Below are 20,441 nucleotides of genomic sequence, written 5' to 3' on the forward strand. Positions count from 1 at the left end.
CTCACGACGAATATGGCAAGAGTAAGTAAGACAGGACAGACGTTGAATGTACCCGATGTGGTCACTGTCCCGTTTATAGAGGGTGACGGTGTAGGACGCGAAGTCATGCCCGTGTGCCAAAAGGTTGTTGATGCTGCCGTGAAGAAAGCCTATCACGGCGAGCTTTCTATTGAATGGCTGGAGGTTTTGGCGGGTGGAAAAGCTTTTGAGCAGACCGGCGAATGGTTGCCAAAAGCGACGATAGATGCTTTCCAAGACTACCTTATCGGCATCAAAGGACCACTGATGACGCCCATAGGTGGGGGGATTAGGTCGCTCAATGTTGCTTTGCGACAAACACTTGATTTATATGTTTGCCAACGACCGGTGCGCTATTATCAAGGAATTGTATCTCCTGTCAAGCAGCCGGAGAAGGTAGATATGTGTATATTCCGGGAGAATACGGAAGATATTTATGCCGGTATCGAGTGGGAGAGTGGCAGCGATGAGGCTCGGAAATTCTATAGATTTCTGCATGATGAGATGGGGGTAGAGAAGGTAAGATTTCCGGAAACGTCAGGATTTGGGGTGAAACCGGTGTCTCGTGAAGGCTCAGAGCGCCTTATCAGAAGTGCTATTGAATACGCTTTGGCGCATAAATTACCCTCTGTTACACTTGTACACAAAGGCAATATCATGAAGTTTACCGAGGGTGGATTTAAGAAATGGGGCTACGAACTAGCTGAACGTGAGTATGGAGATGTCCTTAAAAGCGGTGCATTGGTGGTGAAAGATTGTATCTGTGATGCTTTCCTTCAGAACGCATTATTGAAGCCTGAAGACTATAGTGTGATAGCTACGATGAACTTGAATGGCGACTATGTGAGCGACATGTTGGCTGCTCAAGTAGGGGGTATCGGCATAGCTCCGGGGGCAAATATCAACTATCACACCGGACATGCCATCTTTGAAGCCACTCATGGCATTGCTCCCGACATCGTTGGAAAGAATATCGTGAATCCATGTTCACTGATATTGTCGGCTGTGATGATGCTTGATTATTTGGGATGGAGGGAAGCTGGCGAGCTCATCAACCAAGGATTGGAATGCTTGTTCTCCCAAGGTTATGCTACGTCAGACCTAGCTAAGTTTATGCTGGAGGGCAAACCGCTTGGCACATGTGAATTCGGTGATATGCTGATAAACTCACTTTAAAACGTAAAGACAATGAAGAAAGAATATCTAATATATAAACTTAGTGACGAAGTAAAGAATTCAAGCAAGATAGACAAGGATGCTTTTGCCAAGTTTGGAGTCAAACGCGGTCTGCGTAATGAAGATGGTAGCGGTGTACTAGTGGGCTTGACGAATATCGGAAACGTTGTAGGTTATGAGCGAGATGAGGATGGTAAGCTGCAACCTACGGAGGGAAAGCTCTTCTATCGTGGCTATGAACTTGACGATTTGGTATCGCCTTTGCTTAAAGAGAAGCGTTTCGGATTTGAAGAAGTGGCCTTTCTGCTCTTGTCGGGTAAGCTACCTGATAAGGAGGAACTGGGCGCATTCAAGGAATTGCTCAACGATAATATGCCGCTAGACCATCGTACCATCGTGCATATCATTGATTTAGAAGGCTCTAATATCATGAATATTCTGGCGCGATGTGTACTAGAAATGTATACCTTCGACCCTAATCCAGATGATATTAGTCGTGATAATCTGATGCGTCAGAGTATCGAATTGATAGCTCGTTTCCCCACGGTTATCGCGTATGCTTATAATATTTACCGTCATTCTGTGCAAGGACGGAGCTTGAATATCCGCCATCCGCATGAGAATTTGAGTATTGCAGAGAACTTCCTCTATATGCTGAAGCATAAAGATTATACCGAGTTGGATGCACGAATGCTTGACTTATTGCTCATCATTCAGGCTGAACACGGTGGCGGTAATAACTCTACTTTTACAGTACGTGTTACATCTTCCACTCGCACAGATACTTATTCTAGTATTGCAGCCGGTATTGGTTCGCTGAAAGGCTCGCTACATGGAGGTGCCAATATCAAGGTAATCAATATGTTCCATCATCTGAAAGAACAGATAAAAGACTGGAAGAATGTGGACGAGATAGATACTTATCTGAACCGAATGTTGAACAAGGAAGCATACGATCATACTGGATTGATTTATGGTATTGGGCATGCAGTCTACACCATGAGTGATCCTCGCGCAGTAGAATTGAAGCGCTTGGCAGGTGAATTGGCCAAAGAGAAAGGGCGTACAGAAGAATACGACTTCCTTTGTACGCTGGAACAAGAGGGGATTAAGTGTGTCTCGGCATTCCGTAATACTACAAAACCTATTTGTGCGAATCTTGATTTCTATAGCGGATTCATCTATGAGATGATAGGATTACCACAAGAAATCTATACGCCTATCTTTGCTATGGCGCGTATTGTAGGTTGGACGGCACATCGCATTGAGGAACTTAACTACGAAGGACGGCGCATTATTCGTCCTGCTTATCGCAGTGTACAGAACCAAAGAGAATATGTAAGCATTGATAAGCGTTAATTTTTACATGCTCATTGATATAGAAAAAGAGGCGAGGAAATTATCTTTCCTCGCCTCTTTGCATTATGTTAGCAAACAAATATTGCTATAGTTGGATTGCTGCTGTGGCTTTCCACATTTGCTGTTGGGGCTTGGCAGCATTGCTGCCTGATACGAACAGCGATGTTGCCATGCCTTTGCAGTCGGCTAAAGTGCTTCGTCTTCACCTCTTGATATGTTACCCTGAGGTTTCAAGCGAGGCAATCCTCGCTTTTTACGCAGCCACTCGGCTTTTCTTTTCTCGTAGTCTTGACGCTGACGTTCCAAAAAGTTGTCTGCCATGTGTCGAGGACTATTTGAACTTACTATAGATTACATTAATCTTAATAGGTGTGTCACCTCCCACGAGTTTCGTGCTCTTGAGCGTCATATCATGATAGATACCCGATGTGACAGTCTTGGAATTGGTAGTTACTGTGGTTGACTTGACCGGTATGATGAGTACCTTGTTCCAGTTGGCAGTAGCTTTTCCTGCTTTCTTGTTATCGTACATCTTCTTGATGAGAGAGCCGATGTTGTGGAACGTGTAAGTATTGGTATAGCTTGTTGTCTTATTATCTATCTTCTTTATGTCGGCCGTAGTGAGGAATGAGGTTCTTGAATCTGTGACCTTTTTGTTCTTGAAGAATGAGTCCAAACTGTCGGACGGAATGAGCAACAATTCTTTGGGGAAGTCGAAAGCATACTTGCTTGTCGTGGTGTTGTTAAGACGTTGTAGTACGATTTCGGCCGTGTTGATAGAGTCACGCTCATGGTTCTGCATGATTTTCTCAACAGGAAGAGTCATCTCGGTATAGATTCCTGCAGGACTCTTTAGATAGGTGCACGACTTATCTGCAATGAGTGACTCGATATTTTCGTTGGTAATTTCGTTGGATTGCAATACTTCGGTCGTACCGGAGAATCTTGCCGAAGCTGTATATTTCGCAGTATCTTTGGCGGTGTAGTAGATATTCATGAGACTGGCATAGATATATACCATTGAATTTTGTCCGCTCTGAGTCTTGAAATAGAATCCCGGAAGCACATTTTTGATAAGATTGTATGAGTTCTTGAAGTATTCTGGGTGTGTATAATAAGTCTGCAAAACGTAAGTACCAAAATTCTTATAAGTCTTACCGTCGGCTGCCGTATATGGCTCGTTCAAGCTAATTTTGATATTCCTAAAATATTTTTTGTCAGCACGTTCACGCTTTGAAAGTCCTAAGTCGGTGATAGTATAAGCTTTATCAACTTTCACCCCGTTGCTACGAATCATGCCTTCGGCTTCCGGATTGAAGTTGGTGTAGTAGTCTTTGCCTTCACTATAAGGTGTCTTTAGCTCCATAGCACGTACTTTCATGATTGCCAAGGTGTCACCAAAGTAATTGTCAAAGAACAGGCGGATGTCGCAAGAGTCTGCATAAATCTGTCCATCCGTTTTGCTGCTGATGTTGTCTAGAGGCGGAAGTTTGAAGTCTTCCAGCACATGGAATTGTGTCATAAAGTTGCCGGTAACGTAAGAACCAGTTTCCGTGTCCTTCACTTTTCCTAATGCTCCAAACGAACTTCGCGAGAGAACTTTATCTGCTGAGACTGATTGTGTGGTAACTTCGAAAGCATCGGTAGACACAATTATTTGGTCTCCGCTATTATTATTGAGTGATGTTCCAATTTCCTCTGTGGTACTATCGCATGCAGTAACCATCAGAACAGTAAGAATTGCACCTGCAAAAAAACTGAATTTCATACTTTGAATAGTGTGAATTAGTATTTAAGATTTGCCCCTTCTTATTCTTCAGTGGGGCAAATCTTATGATAGAATTCTGTATATGCACCTGAATAATCCTCTCCCGGATAATTCAGAATCTCTATTTTCCTGTCTTTGGCATAGCTTAATAGCTCTTGATTGACATTGGGGCCTGCCTCGATGATAGCATCGCTGTAATCAATAGCAAGCTTTCCGAGTTCTTTGAAATCAAAAGTCTCATTGTAGTTTTTCAGTAAAGAAGCTTTAGCACTACGGAACTCTACACAACTCTTGAAGTTTTTACCAAGATCGGTTTTTAACTGACTTTGGAAGAGAGAGGTAATGACTTTGGTATTGGCAAAGCATGGCTCTTCGTGGTAGGCAGTCTTGATATAGAGAGGAATGACAGCTCCCATCCATCCTTGACAGAGGATGATGTCGGGCGACCAACGCAACTTCTTGACAGTTTCGAGCACACCGCGAGCAAAGAAGATAGCTCTCTCGCCATTATCGGGGTACTCTGTGCCATCTTCGTCTTCTGTCATCTGGCGCTTCATGAAGTAATCGTCGTTGTCGATGAAGTAAACTTGAATGCGTGAAGTGGGTATAGAGGCCACCTTGATAATCAGTGGGTGGTCGGTGTCGTCGATGATAAGATTCATCCCCGATAGACGTATTACCTCGTGTAGTTGTCCGCGTCTCTCGTTTATGTTACCCCATTTAGGCATAAACGTCCTGATTTCAAAACCGCTCTCTTGTGCCTTTTGTGGGAGATCTCTTCCCATAATAGACATCTCTGATTCCGCTACATAAGGTGCAATCTCTTGGTTGATGAATAAAACTTTTTTGGCCATATAATCAAATTTATATCTTGCAAAGGTACAAAAAAAACTTCACATTATCGGTGGGGGTAGTTTTAAAACAAGTTATTCTAGGTTTTATTGGCATATTTTTAATAATATTCTTTCCCATTTAAGAAAAAAGTTGTTATTTTGCGGTGATTAAATTTTAAGGGAATGAAAGTTTTTCATACGGTAGTTGAACTCCAGAATGAATTGTTTTTAGTGCGTAAACAGGGTAAAACGGTCGGTTTGGTACCTACTATGGGTGCACTCCATGCAGGCCACGCATCGCTCATGAAGAAGTCAGCATCCGATAATGACGTAACAGTTGTTTCTGTTTTTTTGAACCCAACTCAGTTTAATGACCCTGCTGATTTGAAGCGTTATCCACGCACTTTGGACTCGGATTGTGCTATAGCAGAGCAGAGTGGAGCCGATTACGTGTTCACTCCATCGGTAGAGGAAATGTATCCAACGCCTGATGAGCGTCACTTTGAGTTTCCGCCTGTGTCTACAGTCATGGAAGGAGCGAAGCGTCCCGGCCATTTCAATGGTGTTTGTCAGGTGGTGAGCAGGCTTTTTTATATAGCCACTCCCGACCGTGCTTATTTCGGAGAGAAGGACTGGCAGCAGATAGCTGTGGTCAAACAACTCGTTAAGTATATGGGACGTGATATTGAAATCGTGGAATGTCCGGTTATACGAGAGGCTGATGGGCTAGCTATGAGTAGTAGAAATGCGTTGCTGGCGGCTGCTGAGCGTGCTATAGCTCCAGCAATCTATAAGGCTTTGAAAGAAAGCGTGAAGTTGTCGGAAAGTAAGAGTGTGTCCGAAATCCACGATTATGTGGTATCTACCATCAATGGGGTAGACGGATTGGATGTGGAATACTTTGAAATCGTAGATGGCAACACGTTGCAGAAAGTGGGTTCTTGGGAGGATAGTCCATACGTAGTTGGCTGTATTACAGTAAATTGTGGGAAGACTCCGATTCGTTTGATAGATCATATAAAATATCGTTCATAGGCATGTTGATAGAAGTATTAAAGAGTAAACTTCATTGTGTTAAGGTGACGGAAGCCAATCTTAATTACATGGGGAGTATCACGATTGATGAGGATTTGATGGATGCTGCCGGCATGATTGCGGGCGAGAAAGTCCAGATAGTGAATAATAATAATGGTGAACGATTTGAGACTTATATCATCAAAGGGGAACGTGGAAGTGGTTGTATCTGCTTGAATGGAGCGGCAGCACGTCGGGTTCAGGTCGGAGATGTTGTCATTATCATCTCTTATGCACTGATGGATTTCGAGGAAGCAAAGACATTTAAGCCTACAGTTGTATTCCCGGAGAACAATAAGGTATAAGTTTTTAACTAACAATAAACAGAAAAGGGATGACTTGCTTGAGCATGTCATCCCTTTTTATTTCCTGTTGGTGGCGATTATTCAATCACTACCAGCGCATCTTCTTCCATAACAGCCTGCCCTTGCTTTACGCAAATAGCTGTCACCTTACCGTCTTTCTCGGCTTCAATATTGTTAGCCATCTTCATAGCTTCCAATACTACGACCGTGTCACCGGCTTTTACCTCGTCGCCTACAGCCACGTTGATAGCTGTAATCGTGCCGGGTAGCGGTGCCTTGATGGCATTGGCAGTATTTACATTAGCTGCAGGAGTAGCTGAATCTTCGGTATCTTCCTGTACAGGTTTACCCAAAACAACCTTCTCTTTCTTGGGCTCTTGCTCCTGTTCCATCTCTACTTGATAGGCATCACCATTGACTGTGACGTTGGCAATGTTGTTCTCTATGTCGCCGATAGCAACCTTGTATTCCTTGCCATCGATTGTATATTTGAATTCTTTCATCTTTTTACGGTTTAGCGGTGAAACTCAGAAACTTGGCATTCCATAGCGTTTGCTTAGGCTTAATGGTTATAATGCCCGGTTCTTTATCATGCACATTGTTGCCTTGGTATTCAAATAAGGCAAGTGCAATGGCTGCATATACGTTTTTATCCATTTCTTTTCCTTATTAATTGAAATTACATTGGCATACAACCATGCTTCTTAGTCGGTAAGCTTTGGCGCTTTGAAGCCAATTGAGCCAGTCCTCGACAAATGCGGAAGCGAGTGTTACGTGGTTCGATAACATCGTCGATGTAACCAAACTGTGCTGCCTGATAAGGATTAGCAAACTTCTCTGTGTACTCATCTTCTTTCTCCATGAGGAATGCTTTGACGTCACCGCCGGCCTCTTTGATATCCTTTGCCTCTTTACCACAGAGCACTGCGACAGCTCCACTAGCTCCCATTACAGCGATTTCTGATGAAGGCCAAGCGAAGTTTAAGTCGGCACGGAGTTGTTTGCAGCCCATAACGATGTGGCTACCACCGTAACTCTTGCGCAGCGTAATGGTAATCTTTGGCACCGTAGCTTCACCGTATGCGTATAACAACTGTGCTCCGTGGAGGATAACGGCATTGTACTCCTGACCTGTACCGGGCAAGAATCCGGGCACGTCTACCAATGATACGATTGGAATATTGAAAGCATCGCAGAAGCGAACGAATCTAGCTCCCTTGCGACTTGCATTTACATCCAACACACCAGCGTATGCTGAAGGCTGGTTAGCTACGATACCTACGCTCTGACCATTAAAGCGTGCGAAGCCTGTGATGATATTTTTTGCAAACTTAGGCTGTACTTCAAAAAATTCACCGTTATCTGTTACGGCGGTAATTACCTTGTACATGTCGTAAGCTTTGTTTGGATCGTTGGGGATGATTTCGTTCAATAGGTCGTCTTTACGGTCTATTGGATCGGTGCATTCCACGCGTGGTGCCTCTTCTGTATTGTTGCTTGGAATGTAGCTCAACAGTGTCTTGATAATCTGAAGACATTCCTCTTCGGTCTTTGCTGTGAAGTGAGTAACACCACTCTTGGTAGCATGAACACTCGCACCACCTAGATGTTCGGCATCAATATCCTCACCGGTAACAGTCTTTACCACCTTCGGACCAGTCAAGAACATATAAGAAGTATTCTCGGTCATAGTGATAAAGTCGGTCAACGCAGGTGAATACACCGCTCCACCGGCGCACGGACCCATGATAGCACTGATTTGTGGAACGACTCCACTAGCCAAAATGTTGCGCTCAAAGATTTCGCCATAACCAGCCAAAGCAGAGATTCCTTCCTGAATACGAGCACCACCAGAGTCGTTCATACAGATGACCGGCGTTCCGTTTTGCATAGCCATGTCCATGACCTTGCATATCTTTTGCGCCATGGTCTCGCTCAATGAACCGCCATTAACGGTGAAATCTTGAGCATAGAGATATACTAAACGGCCGTCGATAGTAGCACTTCCGGCAACAACACCGTCACCAAGATACTGCTTTTTCTCCATGCCGAAGTTGTGGCAACGATGAAGTTTGAACATATCATACTCTTCAAAGCTTCCTTCATCCACCAACATATCTATTCTCTCGCGTGCTGTATACTTGCCACGTGCATGTTGCTTCTCGATAGCTTTAGCACCACCGCCCAAGCGAGCTTGCTCACGTTTGGCAATCAGCTCCTTAATCTTTTCAACTTGTTTACTCATAAATATAATTATGTATTTTTGGATTTTCGGGATTATATATTCGGTACAAAGTTACTAAAACTAATTGAAACTCGGAAATCCATCATTGTAAATTATGTTACACTCGGCTTGTGTCAGAGCCCATAGACGCGCAGTGCAGCCAACAACTCGTTGTTTTCAGACTTTGCACCGATTGTTATTCGCAGGCAGTTGTTACATAATACCACCTTTGTTCGGTTTCTGACAATGATTCCTTTGGCCACTAGATAGTCGTAAATCTGTTGTGCCCCATCCATCTCTGCAAGGAAGAAGTTGGCGTCAGAAGGGTATACCTTCTTGCATATAGGTAACTCTTCAAAAGCCATACACATTCTTCGTCTCTCTGCCAAGAGGGTTTTAACCCATTTTTCAACCTCAAAAGCGTCGTTCAAAGCTTCCATAGCTTGTTGCTGTGTCAGCAAATTAACGTTGTAGGGATACTTCACCTTGTTAAATAAGTCAATGATTTCTTGGCTCGCAAAAGCCATACCTAGTCGGATAGCTGCACATCCCCACGCCTTACTCATGGTGTTAAGAACGATGAGATTGGGATAGTTGGCCAGTTCAGAGCGCAATGTCTTTGCACCGGAAAAGTCGCTATAGGCTTCATCGACAATCACAATTCCATCGAATAGGGTAATTACTTTGACGATTTCTGCCCTGTCAATATTGTTTCCCGTAGGGTTGTTAGGGCTGCAAATCCAAATTATTTTGGTGTTTTCATCGGCTGCTTCCAACAGCTTCTCGGCCGAGATTTGGAAGTTGTTGTCCAACAATACCGGGCGGTATTCAACGTCGTTGATGTCAGCACACACCTCGTACATGCCGTAGGTGGGTGCTATGGCGACCACATTGTCTATTTCCGGACGGCAAAATATACGATAGGGAAGGTCTATAGCTTCGTCGCTACCGTTGCCAAGGAATATACATTGGGTCGGCACACTTTTTACTCGGCTTATCTTCTCTTTGAGTTCCGTTTGCAACGGATCCGGATACCGATTGAAAGGTTTATTATATGGATTCTCGTTGGCATCTAGAAACACATGTGCCCGATGCCCGGAATACTCGTTTCTGGCACTAGAGTAAGGTGCCAAATTCCATATATTCTCTCTGCAGAGTTCTTTTAATTCTTTCATGAATATCTCTTTTTGAGGGTGCGCGAAACCTTCATCTATTGTTCACCCAGTTGCTGAAGTCTAATACGCATAGCGTTGGCATGAGCTTCTAACTGCTCGTTCTCGGCCATGCTAACCACTGCTTTACCTATCGAATAAACGCCCTTTGGTGTCAATTCTTGGAAAGTCACCTTCCTATTGTAGCTATCTAGGTTCACTCCATTGTAGGCGTGGGCATATCCGTGAGTCGGTAATGTGTGGTTAGTACCACTTGCATAGTCACCGGCACTTTCACAAGCATACTGCCCCATGAACACACTGCCGGCATTGACAACCTTCTCTGCTAATGTCGTATAGTCTTCCGTGCAAAGTATCAAGTGCTCCGGTGCGTAAGCATTACTTAGTTTCATGGCCTCGTCTGTGTCATGGACAAGTACCAATTTTGAGTTCTCCAACGTTTTTGCAGCTACCTCTTTGCGTGGCAGACGCTCTAGTTGAAGTTCTATTTCCTGCATCACGGCATTAAGTTTCTGTTCACTTGTACATATAAGGATGACTTGCGAATCTACTCCATGCTCCGCTTGTGACAATAAATCGGCCGCAACAAAGGCCGCATTACTCTTATCATCGGCAATGACGCAAACCTCTGAAGGACCGGCCGGCATATCAATTGCCACGTCGTGGAGGCTTACTTGTTGTTTTGCAGCCATCACATATTGATTGCCGGGACCAAATATCTTGTAGACTTTTGGAACGCTTTCCGTTCCATAAGCCATTGCTCCGACAGCTTGGATACCACCAATCTTGAATATTTTACTGACTCCGGCGATGGAGGCAGCCATCAATATGGCAGGGTTCACCTTGCCCTCTTTATCGGGTGGGGTGCATAGTACAATCTCTTTACAACCCGCTATTTTAGCAGGAGTGGCAAGCATTAATACCGTAGAAAAGAGGGGAGCGGTACCTCCGGGAATATAAAGTCCAACCTTTTCGATAGCTACCGGCTTCTGCCAACAAGTGACTCCGGGGCATGTCTCAATCTTTTCAGGCTTGAAAGTCTGTGCTTGATGGAACTTGGCAATGTTGTTATGAGCCAAGACAAGAGCGTCTTTCAATTCCTTACTGATGAGATTTTTAGCTGCTTCCATCTCTTCCGCACTGACAGCCAAAGACTCCAATGCAGCATGGTCGAACTTCAGTTCATACTCTTTGACGGCTTGGTCGCCACGCAGTTTGATGTCGCTTAATACTCCGGCAACGATGTCGTTTAACTTCGAGACGTCCAAGTGCGGACGCTCGGTTATCTCCGTCCATTCCGAAGAGGTAGGATATTTATATATTTTCATTGCTTGCTTATAGAATCATTTTCTCGATTGGGCTTACGAGAATGCCTTGTGCTCCGAGTTCCTTTAGCTTTCCGATAATCTCCCAAAAGCGTTTTTCTTCGAGCACAGTGTGGATAGAACACCACTCGGCATCGGCCAATGGGATGATGGTGGGGCTCTTGATGCCGGGTAATACAGCCACAATCTCCTTCACCTTGTCTTTAGGTGCGTTCATCATGACGTATTTCTTGTCTTGCGCCGAACGCACTGCTTCGAAACGGAACAGCATCTCATTGAGAATTCGATGCTTGTCTTCGTCCATCTTCCAATTGCCGATGAGCAGGGCTTCGCTCTTCATCACGACTTCTACCTCGCGTAGATTGTTGCTCACCAGCGTACTGCCTGAGCTTACAATGTCGAAGATTCCATCGGCCAAACCGATGCCCGGACTGATTTCCACAGAACCTGTAATGACGTGGATATCGGCTTGTATGCCCTTCTCATGCAAGAAATTCTCAAGTATATGAGGGTAAGAAGTCGCTATCTTGCGACCGTTAAACCATTCGGGACCGGTATATTTTATTTCCTTGGGGATAGCGAGAGAAAGGCGGCACTTGCTGAATCCGAGTCTAGAAATGATTTGGGCGTTCTCGTTTCGTTCCACAAATTCATTCTCACCAACTACACCTATGTCGGCAACACCGTTTGCTACGCTTTGGGGAATATCGTCGTCGCGCAAATAAAGTACTTCCAACGGGAAGTTGAATGATTGTACGAGGAGGGTGCGCTTGCTTGAGCTCACCTTGATATCGGCCTCCGAAAGAAGATTCATAGTGTCTTCAAAGAGGCGACCTTTGGATTGTACGGCAATTCGTAACATATAATAATCTAATTCAATTAATTAGGCAAATTTACTTATTTCCAAGGATATGTGCAAATTAAATCTTAACTTTGTGCCGTTTTAAGAATATGGTATACACACTTACAAACAGCAAGTTGAAATACGCCTTATTCATCTTGGTGACGCTATGCTTAATCTTTGCGTCTTGTCAAGAAGCGAAAAAGCCGGAGTTGACACCGTGGGGAACGGTTCTAGGAGGTGATACAGCCACTGTATCATCTTCGCTTACATTCAGCGATATGGTGAACAATGGCGAACTGATAATGCTTACGCTCAGTGGGCCGGAAACTTACTACGACTATCACGGTCGTGGTATGGGTAGCCAATATCTGCTTTGTGAGAAGTTTGCGGAGAATATTGGTGTGTCGTTGCGCGTGGAAGTGTGCAAAGATACAGCCGAACTTGTTTCTCGATTGAAAAGTGGTGATGGGGATTTGGTCGCTTTTCAGTTGCCCGAAACCTATCGAGGTATAGTCTATTGTGGTGCTCGTGTAGATTCCGCAAAGACCCAATGGGCTGTACGCGAAGATAGTCGGGAGTTGGCCGATACGCTGAATCGTTGGTTCAGACCGGAATTGCTGACCGAGGTTAAGCGTGAAGAAGATTTCGCGCTATCTACTCGTAGTGTCGTGCGTCGCGTCTATAGTCCGATGCTCAATCGGAGTGGTGGCATCATTTCGCATTACGATGTGCATTTCAGACGCTATGCACCGATATGCCGATGGGATTGGCGTTTGCTTGCCGCTCAGTGCTATCAAGAATCTACTTTCGACCCTCAGGCGCGTTCATGGGCCGGAGCTTGCGGTCTCATGCAGATTATGCCGGGGACTGCTAGTCACTTAGGTTTGCCGCAATCTCAAATCTTTGAGCCCGAAGCCAACATCGCAGCGGCTTGTAAATACATTGCTGAATTGCGCCAACGTTTTAATGATGTGCGTAATCCCATGGAACAGTCGCTATTTGTATTGGCTGCTTATAATGGTGGCTTTTTCCATATTCGTGATGCCATGGCGTTAGCACGGAAATATGGTCGCAATCCTTATAGTTGGGGAGATGTGCGTGAATTTGTGTTGAAACTTAGTACACCGGCATACTATTCTGATGCTGTGGTGAAGTATGGGTATATGCGTGGCTTGGAAACGGTGGACTATGTCGACCGCATTAGAATGCGATGGGCGCAGTATCGGGGTGTTGCCGGCGGTGGTATTTCTATGGGGGGAATGTCTATCGGAGCTACTCCGAAGAAAGCAAAAAGGCGGAATCGCTTTCAGATATAAAAAAAGCGATAACCTTCACAGGCAACCGCTCCAAATCTTCAATAGGTATTAGTCTCTTTAAGGTAAAAAGATTGTTTTCAGGATAACGATTGCAAAGTTAACCTAATTTTTTTAACTTGCAAATGTTTCATACTATTTTTTTGCTCAAAACGGACTTTATGTGTATTAAATCGGAATTTTTTAGCAACCGCTGCAAGGACATTGCAATGATTTGAGTTTATAAGTTTTTGAATTCGTAAGTTTTTGAGATGATAAATGAGTTATTTAGTTTTTAAGTTTGTAAGTTGCTGAGTTGGAGGATAAGTTCTTTTGTATTGTCATTCTAACTTTCTTTACTCGATTTACTGCAAGGGTTCGGCAGGGATGCTGCAAGGGCGTTACTGCATTGCTGAAAAGGCGAGGCAGCGATGTTGTCGTGGCTTTGCAGTGCGTTAATAGTGTATTGACGAGTTTATAATATATACAAAAACCGGAGACAGTTTACGCTTATTTCAACTGTCTCCGGCTATGAATAGGTAGCTCTTTAGGCTATATTTGCTTGATTACTAATATTTCTCTATAGGTGGATTGAGATCTTATTTGTTGATAAGGTCATTGAAGAAATTATCCAAATCGTCGTCTAGCCCACTCATCAAGTCGCCACCTATAATAATAGTATCGTCGTCGGCCACATAAAGTTCGGCTATATTTTCGTTCTCATCGTCTTCCAATACGAAACTGTAAGGTTTGAGTAGACCTAGATTATTGGCTATGTCTGCGTTCTTGTGAAGGAAGTCTCGTAAGATTTTCGTCACACACTGATAGAAGTTATCATCCTTGTTGTCTATCCATTCTTCAACCACGCATCTTGTTATCTCAACATCGCTATCGTCTAGAGCCAACATTTCGCCGGAGTCTTGAGAGACCTTGATGTGGATGTCGGTCATCATTGTGGGAGTCTCGCAAGGTGACAATTTATGGGCAATCTTGTTGAGAAAACGTTCTAATTGCAGATGAGTTTGTTCGGTTGGTGATGTCATATTCTATATTAGTTTAGATGAATCGTTACAAAAGTAAGATAAAATTGTAAAGCACACAAACTTATATTGATAAATGTTGAAGCCTTTTTTATTTATCTATCAGAGCGATTGCAGGTCTTCGGTGTTATCATTACTATCACCGATGGAGTCTTCGGAAGAGATTCCATTCTTCTTTAATGCTTTCTGAATATCGCTCTTGTCGAACGTGTAGACGTGTCCTAAAACGCCGTATGAGACGGTGTGCGATTTGCCGTCTAGGCGAATGCTGCCGATAGAGAAGAGACCGTAGTTGTCTACATCGAGCATTTGGTCGACGATGGCAGCAGTGACGTGCTTCGTTATGAAGCCACTGATGATGCTCATGCCTTGTGAGAAAATGTCATCATCATTGTTGGTTTGCTGGTCGTCTATGACTTCTTTTACCGCTTTCTGAATAGCTTCGTTATGGTCTTCACGGCTGGGATTGGTGATGGCCAAGGTACCTAGGATGATGGCAATAGCCACAAATACGATGCTTCCCCAACGACTTTGCTTCTTTGCTTCGACGATAGTAACGGCTTTTGTTGGCTTTTCAGTCTCCGCCTGTGTCGTCTTTTCTTGTGTTGTTTGTTCTGTTTGGGGTGGGATGGGTGGCGGAACTGTAGAGGCAGAAGATAATTTAAAGAGTGGTTTTAGCTCTTCTACTTCCCATGCCGGTGTCCATTTGTCTAGTCCGGCCGACCATACCAATGTCTCTTGTCCGATGTGCAGGTCTTGCAGTTGAACAAGTGTGTAAGGTCCTTTTTGCTCGTTGTCGACGATGATAAAATATTGTGTCATATGTTGTATCGTTTTATGGTAGGTCTCCACCAGCATTAAACATTGATTATCATGCCCTCTGTTGTCAGTTCGGTATTGGGGAATATGGCTTTGGCTTCGTTGAGTAGAGTCGATTCATCGTTGTATCTGGCACTGTAATGCCCTAGCAACAACTTCTTCACCTGCCCATCCTTGGCTACCGTGGCAGCCTGTTCGGCCGTGCTATGGTAGTAAAGACGGGCGCGTTTTATTTGCGAAGCGTCGTACGTACTCTCATGGTAAAGCAAGTCTACTCCGGCTACACGGCGATGTAATTCGGGCATATATTTGGTATCACTGCAATAGGCGTAAGCCCTTGGAGGGTCGGCTGGTGTTACCAAGCGGGTGTTAGGGATGAGGTCGCCATCCTCGTTTGTCCAGTCTTTACCGGCTTTGATGTTGTTGATTTGGCTGATGGGGATATGGTAGAAATCTATCATATCGCGACGTATATGAGGTAGAGTGGGCTTCTCCCGGAATAAGAAACCGCAGCAATCAATGCGATGATTCAGTGGTATAGTCTCCACGCTGACGCCTCGATCTTCATAGATTATCTGTGCGACTTTGGTGTCTACGGCATGGAATGTCACCTGATATTCCAATCCGCTGCAAAACATTGGCAACTCTACATCTAGCAGTTTGCCCAGTTCGGCAGGCCCGTAGACGTGCAAAGGAGCGGTTCGTCCCAGCATGCCGAAAGTGGAAATCATGCCTATCAGTCCAAAACAATGGTCGCCATGGAGATGGGATATGAAGACGGCATTGATTTTTGTGAAGCCAATATGCAGCTTTCTTAATTGGTTTTGCGTGCCCTCTCCGCAATCTATCATGAAAGATTTGCCCCTCACTTCCACTATTTGTGAAGAGGGCTGGTGCTTCATTGTGGGCAGTGCACTGCCACAACCGAGTATGTAAACGCGGAAAGGTTCCATTTGTTATTTGCTACGCTTGTAGGTGAAGATGCCATCGTTGTTTCCCAAATACAGGCTGTCGGCACCTAGATTGTCAATATCGAAGGTGTCTTTATTGAGCACCAAACGGCCATTCCAAATCTTCCATTCGGTCCAAGGGTTGCTCTCGGCCTTGACATTACTGTTGACAATGCCACCCTCAAGAATCTCGAAGTTCTTGTCGAGGCTGATCCATTTGCCTAGGAGTGTGGTTAGATTGATGACTTTCAAAGCCACATTTCCCTCCACAGATTTCTTCGCAATGACGGCCATACGGTCTCCGGCAAGGAGTCCACCGCGCACAATGGCGGAGTCGGTTCCTTCGTCTAGCATCGCGTAGGTGAGTGTATCTCCACTGTCCGAGATGATTTCGAGATTGTGCATGGCTGTAGATTCGCCACATACACCATAGATGGTGCTGTCTGGTACGGTCGATATTGTCAAGCTATCTGTGATTTGCGGTGTTGCCACTTTGCCTTTTTGCTGGTGGCAAGCAGAGATAATGACAGCGCTTATGGCTACAAAGGCCAGTATCAATTTCTTAGTCATACGTGTTATTCTCCTTTCTTTAGTTGTGTCTTAGCCTCATTCCAAAGTGCATCCAACTCTGATAAAGTGCAGTCGTCGAATGTTTTCCCTTGTTCTTTGAGGCGTTTTTCAATATATTCAAAACGGGTTATAAATTTCTGATTGGTGCGTTCTAGAGCTGTTTCCGGATTCAGATGGTAGAGTCGGGCAGCGTTGACGAGACTGAAAATGTAGTCTCCCAGCTCGTCGGTGGCAGCTTCCTTATCTCCTTTGTTAAGTTCTGTCTCTAGCTCGGCAAGTTCTTCTTTCACCTTATCCCATACGTCTTCACGTTTCTCCCAATCAAATCCTACATTGCGAGCTTTGTCTTGTATGCGGTAAGACTTAATGAGAGCGGGCAGTGCTCCCGGCACTCCTGAGAGCACAGTGCGGTTTCCATCTTTCTCTTTTTGCTTGATTTGTTCCCATGTTCCCTCCACTTGTGCGGCGGTTTCGGGGCGATCTGATGTGACGTTGGTGTCTTCTTTACTCACCACTTGGCCTGCTTCGTTGATGGTCATATCGGGATTTGATACCTGCCAACCGGTCCAATCTATAAACGGATGACGGAACATCAGCTTGTCGGCTTCCTGATTACATACATCGGAAACATCGAAATGACTATCTTCAGCTCCCAAAATAGAGTAAAAAAGTACGTGCTCCATGACGTCTCCCAACTCCTTACATACATTCTTGAAATCACCCTTTGCGAGCGCATCGCAGAGCTCGTAGACTTCTTCAATGGTGTTAGGTCTGAGACTCTCGTTGGTTTGTTTGCGGTCCCAAGGGCATTCCTTTCTTAATCTATCCTGTACATCAAGCAGTCGACCGAATGCTTCTAGTTTCTCTTTGCGTGTATGCATGTCCTTAAATATTTCTGCAAAGATAATGAAATTCAATTATAAATTCGTAATTTTGCAACGTTTATTAAACAAGATAGAAATCAACATTACGCTATAAAACAGATGGAATTAGCAAGCAAATATACCCCACAGGAAGTGGAGTCTAAATGGTATCAGTACTGGTTGGATAACAAACTCTTTAGTTCTAAACCCGATGGGCGCGAACCATATACGGTGGTTATTCCCCCACCTAACGTGACCGGTGTGCTTCATATGGGACATATGCTGAACAATACGATTCAGGATATTCTCGTGAGAAGGGCTAGAATGGAGGGTAAGAATGCTTGTTGGGTTCCCGGAACAGACCATGCTTCCATCGCTACTGAGGCTAAAGTAGTGGCTCGTTTGGCTGAGCAAGGTATCAAGAAGACCGACCTTTCGCGTGAGAAATTCTTGGAACATGCGTGGGATTGGACTAACGAACACGGTGGAATTATCCTCAAACAACTTCGTAAACTAGGCGCTAGTTGCGATTGGGAGCGTACTGCTTTCACCATGGACGAGACTCGTTCAAAGGGTGTTATCAAGGTTTTCTGCGACTTATATAATAAAGGTCTCATCTATCGTGGGGCTCGAATGGTCAATTGGGATCCCCAAGCTCAGACGGCATTGAGCGATGAAGAGGTAGTATATAAGGAAGAACATTCGAAGCTTTATTACCTTAAATACATGGTAGTAGAGGAACCCGGCAAGTATGCTGTGGTTGCTACGACTCGTCCGGAGACTATTATGGGAGACTCGGCAATGTGTATTAATCCCAATGATCCAAAGAATACATGGCTCAAAGGTAAGCATGTCATCGTACCGTTGGTTAACAGAGAGATTCCAATTATCGAAGATGAGTATGTAGATATAGAGTTTGGAACGGGCTGTTTGAAGGTTACTCCGGCTCATGACATCAATGACCACGCGCTTGGACTCAAGCATCATTTGGAGACAATTGACATCTTTAACGACAATGGAACCATCTCTGAAGCTGCAGGATTGTACGTAGGACAAGACCGAATGGACGTACGTAAGCAGATAGCAAAGGACTTAGAGGCTGCTGGATTGATGGAGAAAGTGGAAGACTACAATAATAAAGTGGGCTTCAGCGAGCGTACCAATGTGCCAATAGAGCCGAAGTTGTCTACTCAATGGTTCTTGAATATGCAGCATTTTGCTGATTTAGCACTGTCTCCGGTAATGGATGATGAAATTGAATTCTATCCTAAGAAGTATAAAAATACATACCGTCACTGGCTTGAAAATATCAAAGACTGGTGTATCAGTCGCCAACTTTGGTGGGGACATCGCATTCCTGCTTACTATTTCACGACTTCTGATGGTAAGAGAGACTTCGTTGTTGCAGAGTCGGCAGAGCTAGCTTTGGCGGCAGCACAGGTCAAAGATGCCTCTTTGACAGCTGCAGATTTGGAGCAAGAGAGCGACTGTTTGGATACATGGTTCTCTTCTTGGTTGTGGCCAATATCTGTTTTCGACGGTGTGAATAATCCCGATAACGAAGAAATTAACTATTACTATCCCACCAGCGACCTTATTACCGGTCCGGATATTATATTCTTCTGGGTGGCCAGAATGATTATGGCTGGTTACGAATACCGTGGCAAGATGCCGTTTAAGCATGTCTATTTCACCGGTATCGTGCGTGATAAGCTGGGTAGAAAGATGAGCAAATCGCTCGGAAACTCTCCCGATCCACTCGCATTGATAGAGAAATATGGTGCTGATGGAGTGCGTATGGGTATGATGTTGTCGGCTCCTGCGGGCAATGATATACTCTTTGATGAGAGCTTATGTGAGCAAGGACGCAACTTTAACAATAAGATTTGGAATGCTTTCCGACTGGTAAATGGATGGGAAGTTGCTGATATTGCACAGCCGGAGGAGTGTGCTATCGCAGTGAAATGGTTCAAATCGAAGTTGAAGATAGTCAATGCCGAGTTGAACGAGCAGTTCCGTCAATATCGTATTAGCGAAGCATTGATGACTGTTTATCGCCTTTTCTGGGATGAATTCTCTAGTTGGTATCTTGAAATGATTAAGCCTGAATACGGCAAACCCATTGATAAAGCCACCTATGAAGCAACTCTTGAGGTGTTTGAAAGCTTGCTGAAGATGCTCCATCCATTCATGCCTTTCATCACGGAAGACCTGTGGCAGCATATCTATGAGCGCAAAGATGGCGAGTCAATCATGACTCAACAACTCGAAATCGAGGCTCCTACAGAGTCTGATCATGTGTTGGCTCAATCTATTGAGAACGTAAAACAGATTATCGGTGGAGTTAGAATGATTCGTAATCAGAAGAATATTTCTCCGCGTGAGCAGCTTGTTTTGCAGGCAGTGAAGGCTTTCAACGAGGCCGACTTCATCTCTGTTGTCTTGAAGATTGGTAACCTTGAGAAGGTAGAAGTGGTAGATGAGAAGGCTTCGGATGCCGCTCAATTCATGGTGGGAACCGATGAATATGCTGTTCCTATCGGTTCGTTGATAAATGTGGAAGCTGAAATTGAAAAGGCAGAAGCACAGTTGAAGCACTTAGAAGGGTTCTTGGCAGGTATCAAGAAGAAACTTTCTAACGAGAAATTCGTGGCTCATGCTCCTGCTCAAGTAGTAGAATTGGAACGTAAAAAGCAAAGCGACTCTGAGGAAAAGATAGCTGCGCTCAAGCTCACCATTGCTGATTTGAAAAAGACTCAAGCCTAATTATAACACTCCTTTCGTAGTTCTTGTTTGTAAACTACGGAAG

Annotated in this window: 20 protein-coding genes; 6 read left to right on the plus strand and 14 right to left on the minus strand. The window is 44.4% G+C overall.

Going from position 1 to position 20,441, the window contains the following annotated elements; genetic code table 11:
* Nucleotides 1-12: 12 nt before the first annotated feature.
* Nucleotides 13-1,194, plus strand: a complete 1,182-nt coding sequence (icd, locus tag AC1EK4_RS02415; protein ID WP_036895950.1) for an NADP-dependent isocitrate dehydrogenase — start codon at nt 13-15, stop codon at nt 1,192-1,194.
* 12 nt (nt 1,195-1,206) lie between these two features.
* Nucleotides 1,207-2,553, plus strand: coding sequence for a citrate/2-methylcitrate synthase (locus tag AC1EK4_RS02420; protein WP_036895949.1), 1,347 nt, complete (start codon nt 1,207-1,209; stop codon nt 2,551-2,553).
* 186 nt (nt 2,554-2,739) lie between these two features.
* Here the strand turns inward: AC1EK4_RS02420 and AC1EK4_RS02425 are convergent, their stop codons facing one another.
* From AC1EK4_RS02425 to AC1EK4_RS02435, 3 genes are read right to left on the minus strand one after another with little or no spacing between them, the layout of a single operon-like run.
* Nucleotides 2,740-2,874, minus strand: coding sequence for a hypothetical protein (locus AC1EK4_RS02425; RefSeq protein WP_036895947.1), 135 nt, complete (start codon nt 2,872-2,874; stop codon nt 2,740-2,742).
* A 10-nt stretch (nt 2,875-2,884) separates the two neighbouring features.
* The gene (locus AC1EK4_RS02430) at nt 2,885-4,321 is read right to left on the minus strand and encodes a DUF4270 domain-containing protein (protein WP_480356885.1); all 1,437 of its coding nucleotides are present in this window, start codon (nt 4,319-4,321) and stop codon (nt 2,885-2,887) included.
* A 41-nt stretch (nt 4,322-4,362) separates the two neighbouring features.
* Entirely contained in the window at nt 4,363-5,175 is an 813-nt protein-coding gene (locus AC1EK4_RS02435; RefSeq protein ID WP_036895942.1) for a glycogen/starch synthase, read from the minus strand.
* A gap of 162 nt (nt 5,176-5,337) precedes the next feature.
* On the opposite strand from AC1EK4_RS02435, the gene panC reads away from it, so the two are divergent.
* Both panC and panD read left to right on the plus strand, forming a co-directional pair.
* Nucleotides 5,338-6,189 carry a pantoate--beta-alanine ligase gene (panC, locus tag AC1EK4_RS02440; RefSeq protein ID WP_480356887.1) on the plus strand — a complete coding sequence of 284 codons (852 nt, stop codon included), beginning with the start codon at nt 5,338-5,340 and terminating at the stop codon, nt 6,187-6,189.
* 2 nt (nt 6,190-6,191) lie between these two features.
* Nucleotides 6,192-6,533, plus strand: coding sequence for an aspartate 1-decarboxylase (panD, locus tag AC1EK4_RS02445; RefSeq protein WP_036895938.1), 342 nt, complete (start codon nt 6,192-6,194; stop codon nt 6,531-6,533).
* Nucleotides 6,534-6,610: 77 nt separating this feature from the next.
* On the opposite strand, the gene AC1EK4_RS02450 is transcribed toward panD, so the two are convergent.
* The 6 genes from AC1EK4_RS02450 to hisG form a co-directional block, all read right to left on the minus strand.
* Nucleotides 6,611-7,036: a biotin/lipoyl-containing protein gene (locus tag AC1EK4_RS02450; RefSeq protein ID WP_036895936.1), complete on the minus strand. Its 426-nt coding sequence runs from the start codon at nt 7,034-7,036 to the stop codon at nt 6,611-6,613.
* A gap of 4 nt (nt 7,037-7,040) precedes the next feature.
* Complete coding sequence (locus AC1EK4_RS02455) at nt 7,041-7,190, minus strand: hypothetical protein (RefSeq protein ID WP_197421711.1); 150 nt, start codon at nt 7,188-7,190, stop codon at nt 7,041-7,043.
* 22 nt (nt 7,191-7,212) lie between these two features.
* Complete coding sequence (locus tag AC1EK4_RS02460) at nt 7,213-8,778, minus strand: acyl-CoA carboxylase subunit beta (RefSeq protein WP_480356888.1); 1,566 nt, start codon at nt 8,776-8,778, stop codon at nt 7,213-7,215.
* Nucleotides 8,779-8,891: 113 nt separating this feature from the next.
* Entirely contained in the window at nt 8,892-9,932 is a 1,041-nt protein-coding gene (gene hisC, locus AC1EK4_RS02465; protein ID WP_480356890.1) for a histidinol-phosphate transaminase, read from the minus strand.
* 35 nt (nt 9,933-9,967) lie between these two features.
* Nucleotides 9,968-11,257 (minus strand): histidinol dehydrogenase, encoded by a 1,290-nt coding sequence (hisD, locus tag AC1EK4_RS02470; RefSeq protein WP_480356891.1) that lies wholly within the window; start codon nt 11,255-11,257, stop codon nt 9,968-9,970.
* Nucleotides 11,258-11,264: 7 nt separating this feature from the next.
* Nucleotides 11,265-12,116, minus strand: a complete 852-nt coding sequence (gene hisG, locus AC1EK4_RS02475) for an ATP phosphoribosyltransferase (RefSeq protein ID WP_480356892.1) — start codon at nt 12,114-12,116, stop codon at nt 11,265-11,267.
* 89 nt (nt 12,117-12,205) lie between these two features.
* On the opposite strand from hisG, the gene AC1EK4_RS02480 reads away from it, so the two are divergent.
* The gene (locus tag AC1EK4_RS02480; RefSeq protein WP_062432599.1) at nt 12,206-13,414 is read left to right on the plus strand and encodes a transglycosylase SLT domain-containing protein; all 1,209 of its coding nucleotides are present in this window, start codon (nt 12,206-12,208) and stop codon (nt 13,412-13,414) included.
* Nucleotides 13,415-13,989: 575 nt separating this feature from the next.
* Here the strand turns inward: AC1EK4_RS02480 and AC1EK4_RS02485 are convergent.
* From AC1EK4_RS02485 to mazG, 5 genes are all read right to left on the minus strand, one after another.
* Nucleotides 13,990-14,433: a hypothetical protein gene (locus AC1EK4_RS02485; protein ID WP_062432601.1), complete on the minus strand. Its 444-nt coding sequence runs from the start codon at nt 14,431-14,433 to the stop codon at nt 13,990-13,992.
* 99 nt (nt 14,434-14,532) lie between these two features.
* Nucleotides 14,533-15,252 carry a GYF domain-containing protein gene (locus AC1EK4_RS02490; RefSeq protein ID WP_480356893.1) on the minus strand — a complete coding sequence of 240 codons (720 nt, stop codon included), beginning with the start codon at nt 15,250-15,252 and terminating at the stop codon, nt 14,533-14,535.
* Nucleotides 15,253-15,287: 35 nt separating this feature from the next.
* The gene (locus AC1EK4_RS02495) at nt 15,288-16,202 is read right to left on the minus strand and encodes a ribonuclease Z (RefSeq protein WP_036895923.1); all 915 of its coding nucleotides are present in this window, start codon (nt 16,200-16,202) and stop codon (nt 15,288-15,290) included.
* 3 nt (nt 16,203-16,205) lie between these two features.
* A complete protein-coding gene (locus AC1EK4_RS02500; RefSeq protein WP_480356895.1) occupies nt 16,206-16,769 on the minus strand; it encodes a lipocalin-like domain-containing protein in 564 nt (187 codons plus the stop codon).
* A 5-nt stretch (nt 16,770-16,774) separates the two neighbouring features.
* On the minus strand, nt 16,775-17,650 hold the full coding sequence (mazG, locus tag AC1EK4_RS02505; RefSeq protein WP_480356896.1) for a nucleoside triphosphate pyrophosphohydrolase: 876 nt from the start codon (nt 17,648-17,650) through the stop codon (nt 16,775-16,777).
* Nucleotides 17,651-17,752: 102 nt separating this feature from the next.
* On the opposite strand from mazG, the gene AC1EK4_RS02510 reads away from it, so the two are divergent.
* A complete protein-coding gene (locus AC1EK4_RS02510) occupies nt 17,753-20,398 on the plus strand; it encodes a valine--tRNA ligase (RefSeq protein ID WP_480356897.1) in 2,646 nt (881 codons plus the stop codon).
* The last annotated feature ends 43 nt before the right edge of the window (nt 20,399-20,441 follow it).

This window comes from Prevotella sp. C0026C3, assembly GCF_056590795.1.

What these genes read in the sequence shown, in the direction of transcription:
- icd (WP_036895950.1), top strand. Translation starts at nt 13, where the DNA reads ATGGCAAGAGTAAGTAAGACAGGACAGACGTTGAATGTACCCGATGTG.
- AC1EK4_RS02420 (WP_036895949.1), top strand. Translation starts at nt 1,207, where the DNA reads ATGAAGAAAGAATATCTAATATATAAACTTAGTGACGAAGTAAAGAAT.
- AC1EK4_RS02425 (WP_036895947.1), bottom strand. Translation starts at nt 2,874, where the DNA reads ATGGCAGACAACTTTTTGGAACGTCAGCGTCAAGACTACGAGAAAAGA.
- AC1EK4_RS02430 (WP_480356885.1), bottom strand. Translation starts at nt 4,321, where the DNA reads ATGAAATTCAGTTTTTTTGCAGGTGCAATTCTTACTGTTCTGATGGTT.
- AC1EK4_RS02435 (WP_036895942.1), bottom strand. Translation starts at nt 5,175, where the DNA reads ATGGCCAAAAAAGTTTTATTCATCAACCAAGAGATTGCACCTTATGTA.
- panC (WP_480356887.1), top strand. Translation starts at nt 5,338, where the DNA reads ATGAAAGTTTTTCATACGGTAGTTGAACTCCAGAATGAATTGTTTTTA.
- panD (WP_036895938.1), top strand. Translation starts at nt 6,192, where the DNA reads ATGTTGATAGAAGTATTAAAGAGTAAACTTCATTGTGTTAAGGTGACG.
- AC1EK4_RS02450 (WP_036895936.1), bottom strand. Translation starts at nt 7,036, where the DNA reads ATGAAAGAATTCAAATATACAATCGATGGCAAGGAATACAAGGTTGCT.
- AC1EK4_RS02455 (WP_197421711.1), bottom strand. Translation starts at nt 7,190, where the DNA reads ATGGATAAAAACGTATATGCAGCCATTGCACTTGCCTTATTTGAATAC.
- AC1EK4_RS02460 (WP_480356888.1), bottom strand. Translation starts at nt 8,778, where the DNA reads ATGAGTAAACAAGTTGAAAAGATTAAGGAGCTGATTGCCAAACGTGAG.
- hisC (WP_480356890.1), bottom strand. Translation starts at nt 9,932, where the DNA reads ATGAAAGAATTAAAAGAACTCTGCAGAGAGAATATATGGAATTTGGCA.
- hisD (WP_480356891.1), bottom strand. Translation starts at nt 11,257, where the DNA reads ATGAAAATATATAAATATCCTACCTCTTCGGAATGGACGGAGATAACC.
- hisG (WP_480356892.1), bottom strand. Translation starts at nt 12,116, where the DNA reads ATGTTACGAATTGCCGTACAATCCAAAGGTCGCCTCTTTGAAGACACT.
- AC1EK4_RS02480 (WP_062432599.1), top strand. Translation starts at nt 12,206, where the DNA reads ATGGTATACACACTTACAAACAGCAAGTTGAAATACGCCTTATTCATC.
- AC1EK4_RS02485 (WP_062432601.1), bottom strand. Translation starts at nt 14,433, where the DNA reads ATGACATCACCAACCGAACAAACTCATCTGCAATTAGAACGTTTTCTC.
- AC1EK4_RS02490 (WP_480356893.1), bottom strand. Translation starts at nt 15,252, where the DNA reads ATGACACAATATTTTATCATCGTCGACAACGAGCAAAAAGGACCTTAC.
- AC1EK4_RS02495 (WP_036895923.1), bottom strand. Translation starts at nt 16,202, where the DNA reads ATGGAACCTTTCCGCGTTTACATACTCGGTTGTGGCAGTGCACTGCCC.
- AC1EK4_RS02500 (WP_480356895.1), bottom strand. Translation starts at nt 16,769, where the DNA reads ATGACTAAGAAATTGATACTGGCCTTTGTAGCCATAAGCGCTGTCATT.
- mazG (WP_480356896.1), bottom strand. Translation starts at nt 17,650, where the DNA reads ATGCATACACGCAAAGAGAAACTAGAAGCATTCGGTCGACTGCTTGAT.
- AC1EK4_RS02510 (WP_480356897.1), top strand. Translation starts at nt 17,753, where the DNA reads ATGGAATTAGCAAGCAAATATACCCCACAGGAAGTGGAGTCTAAATGG.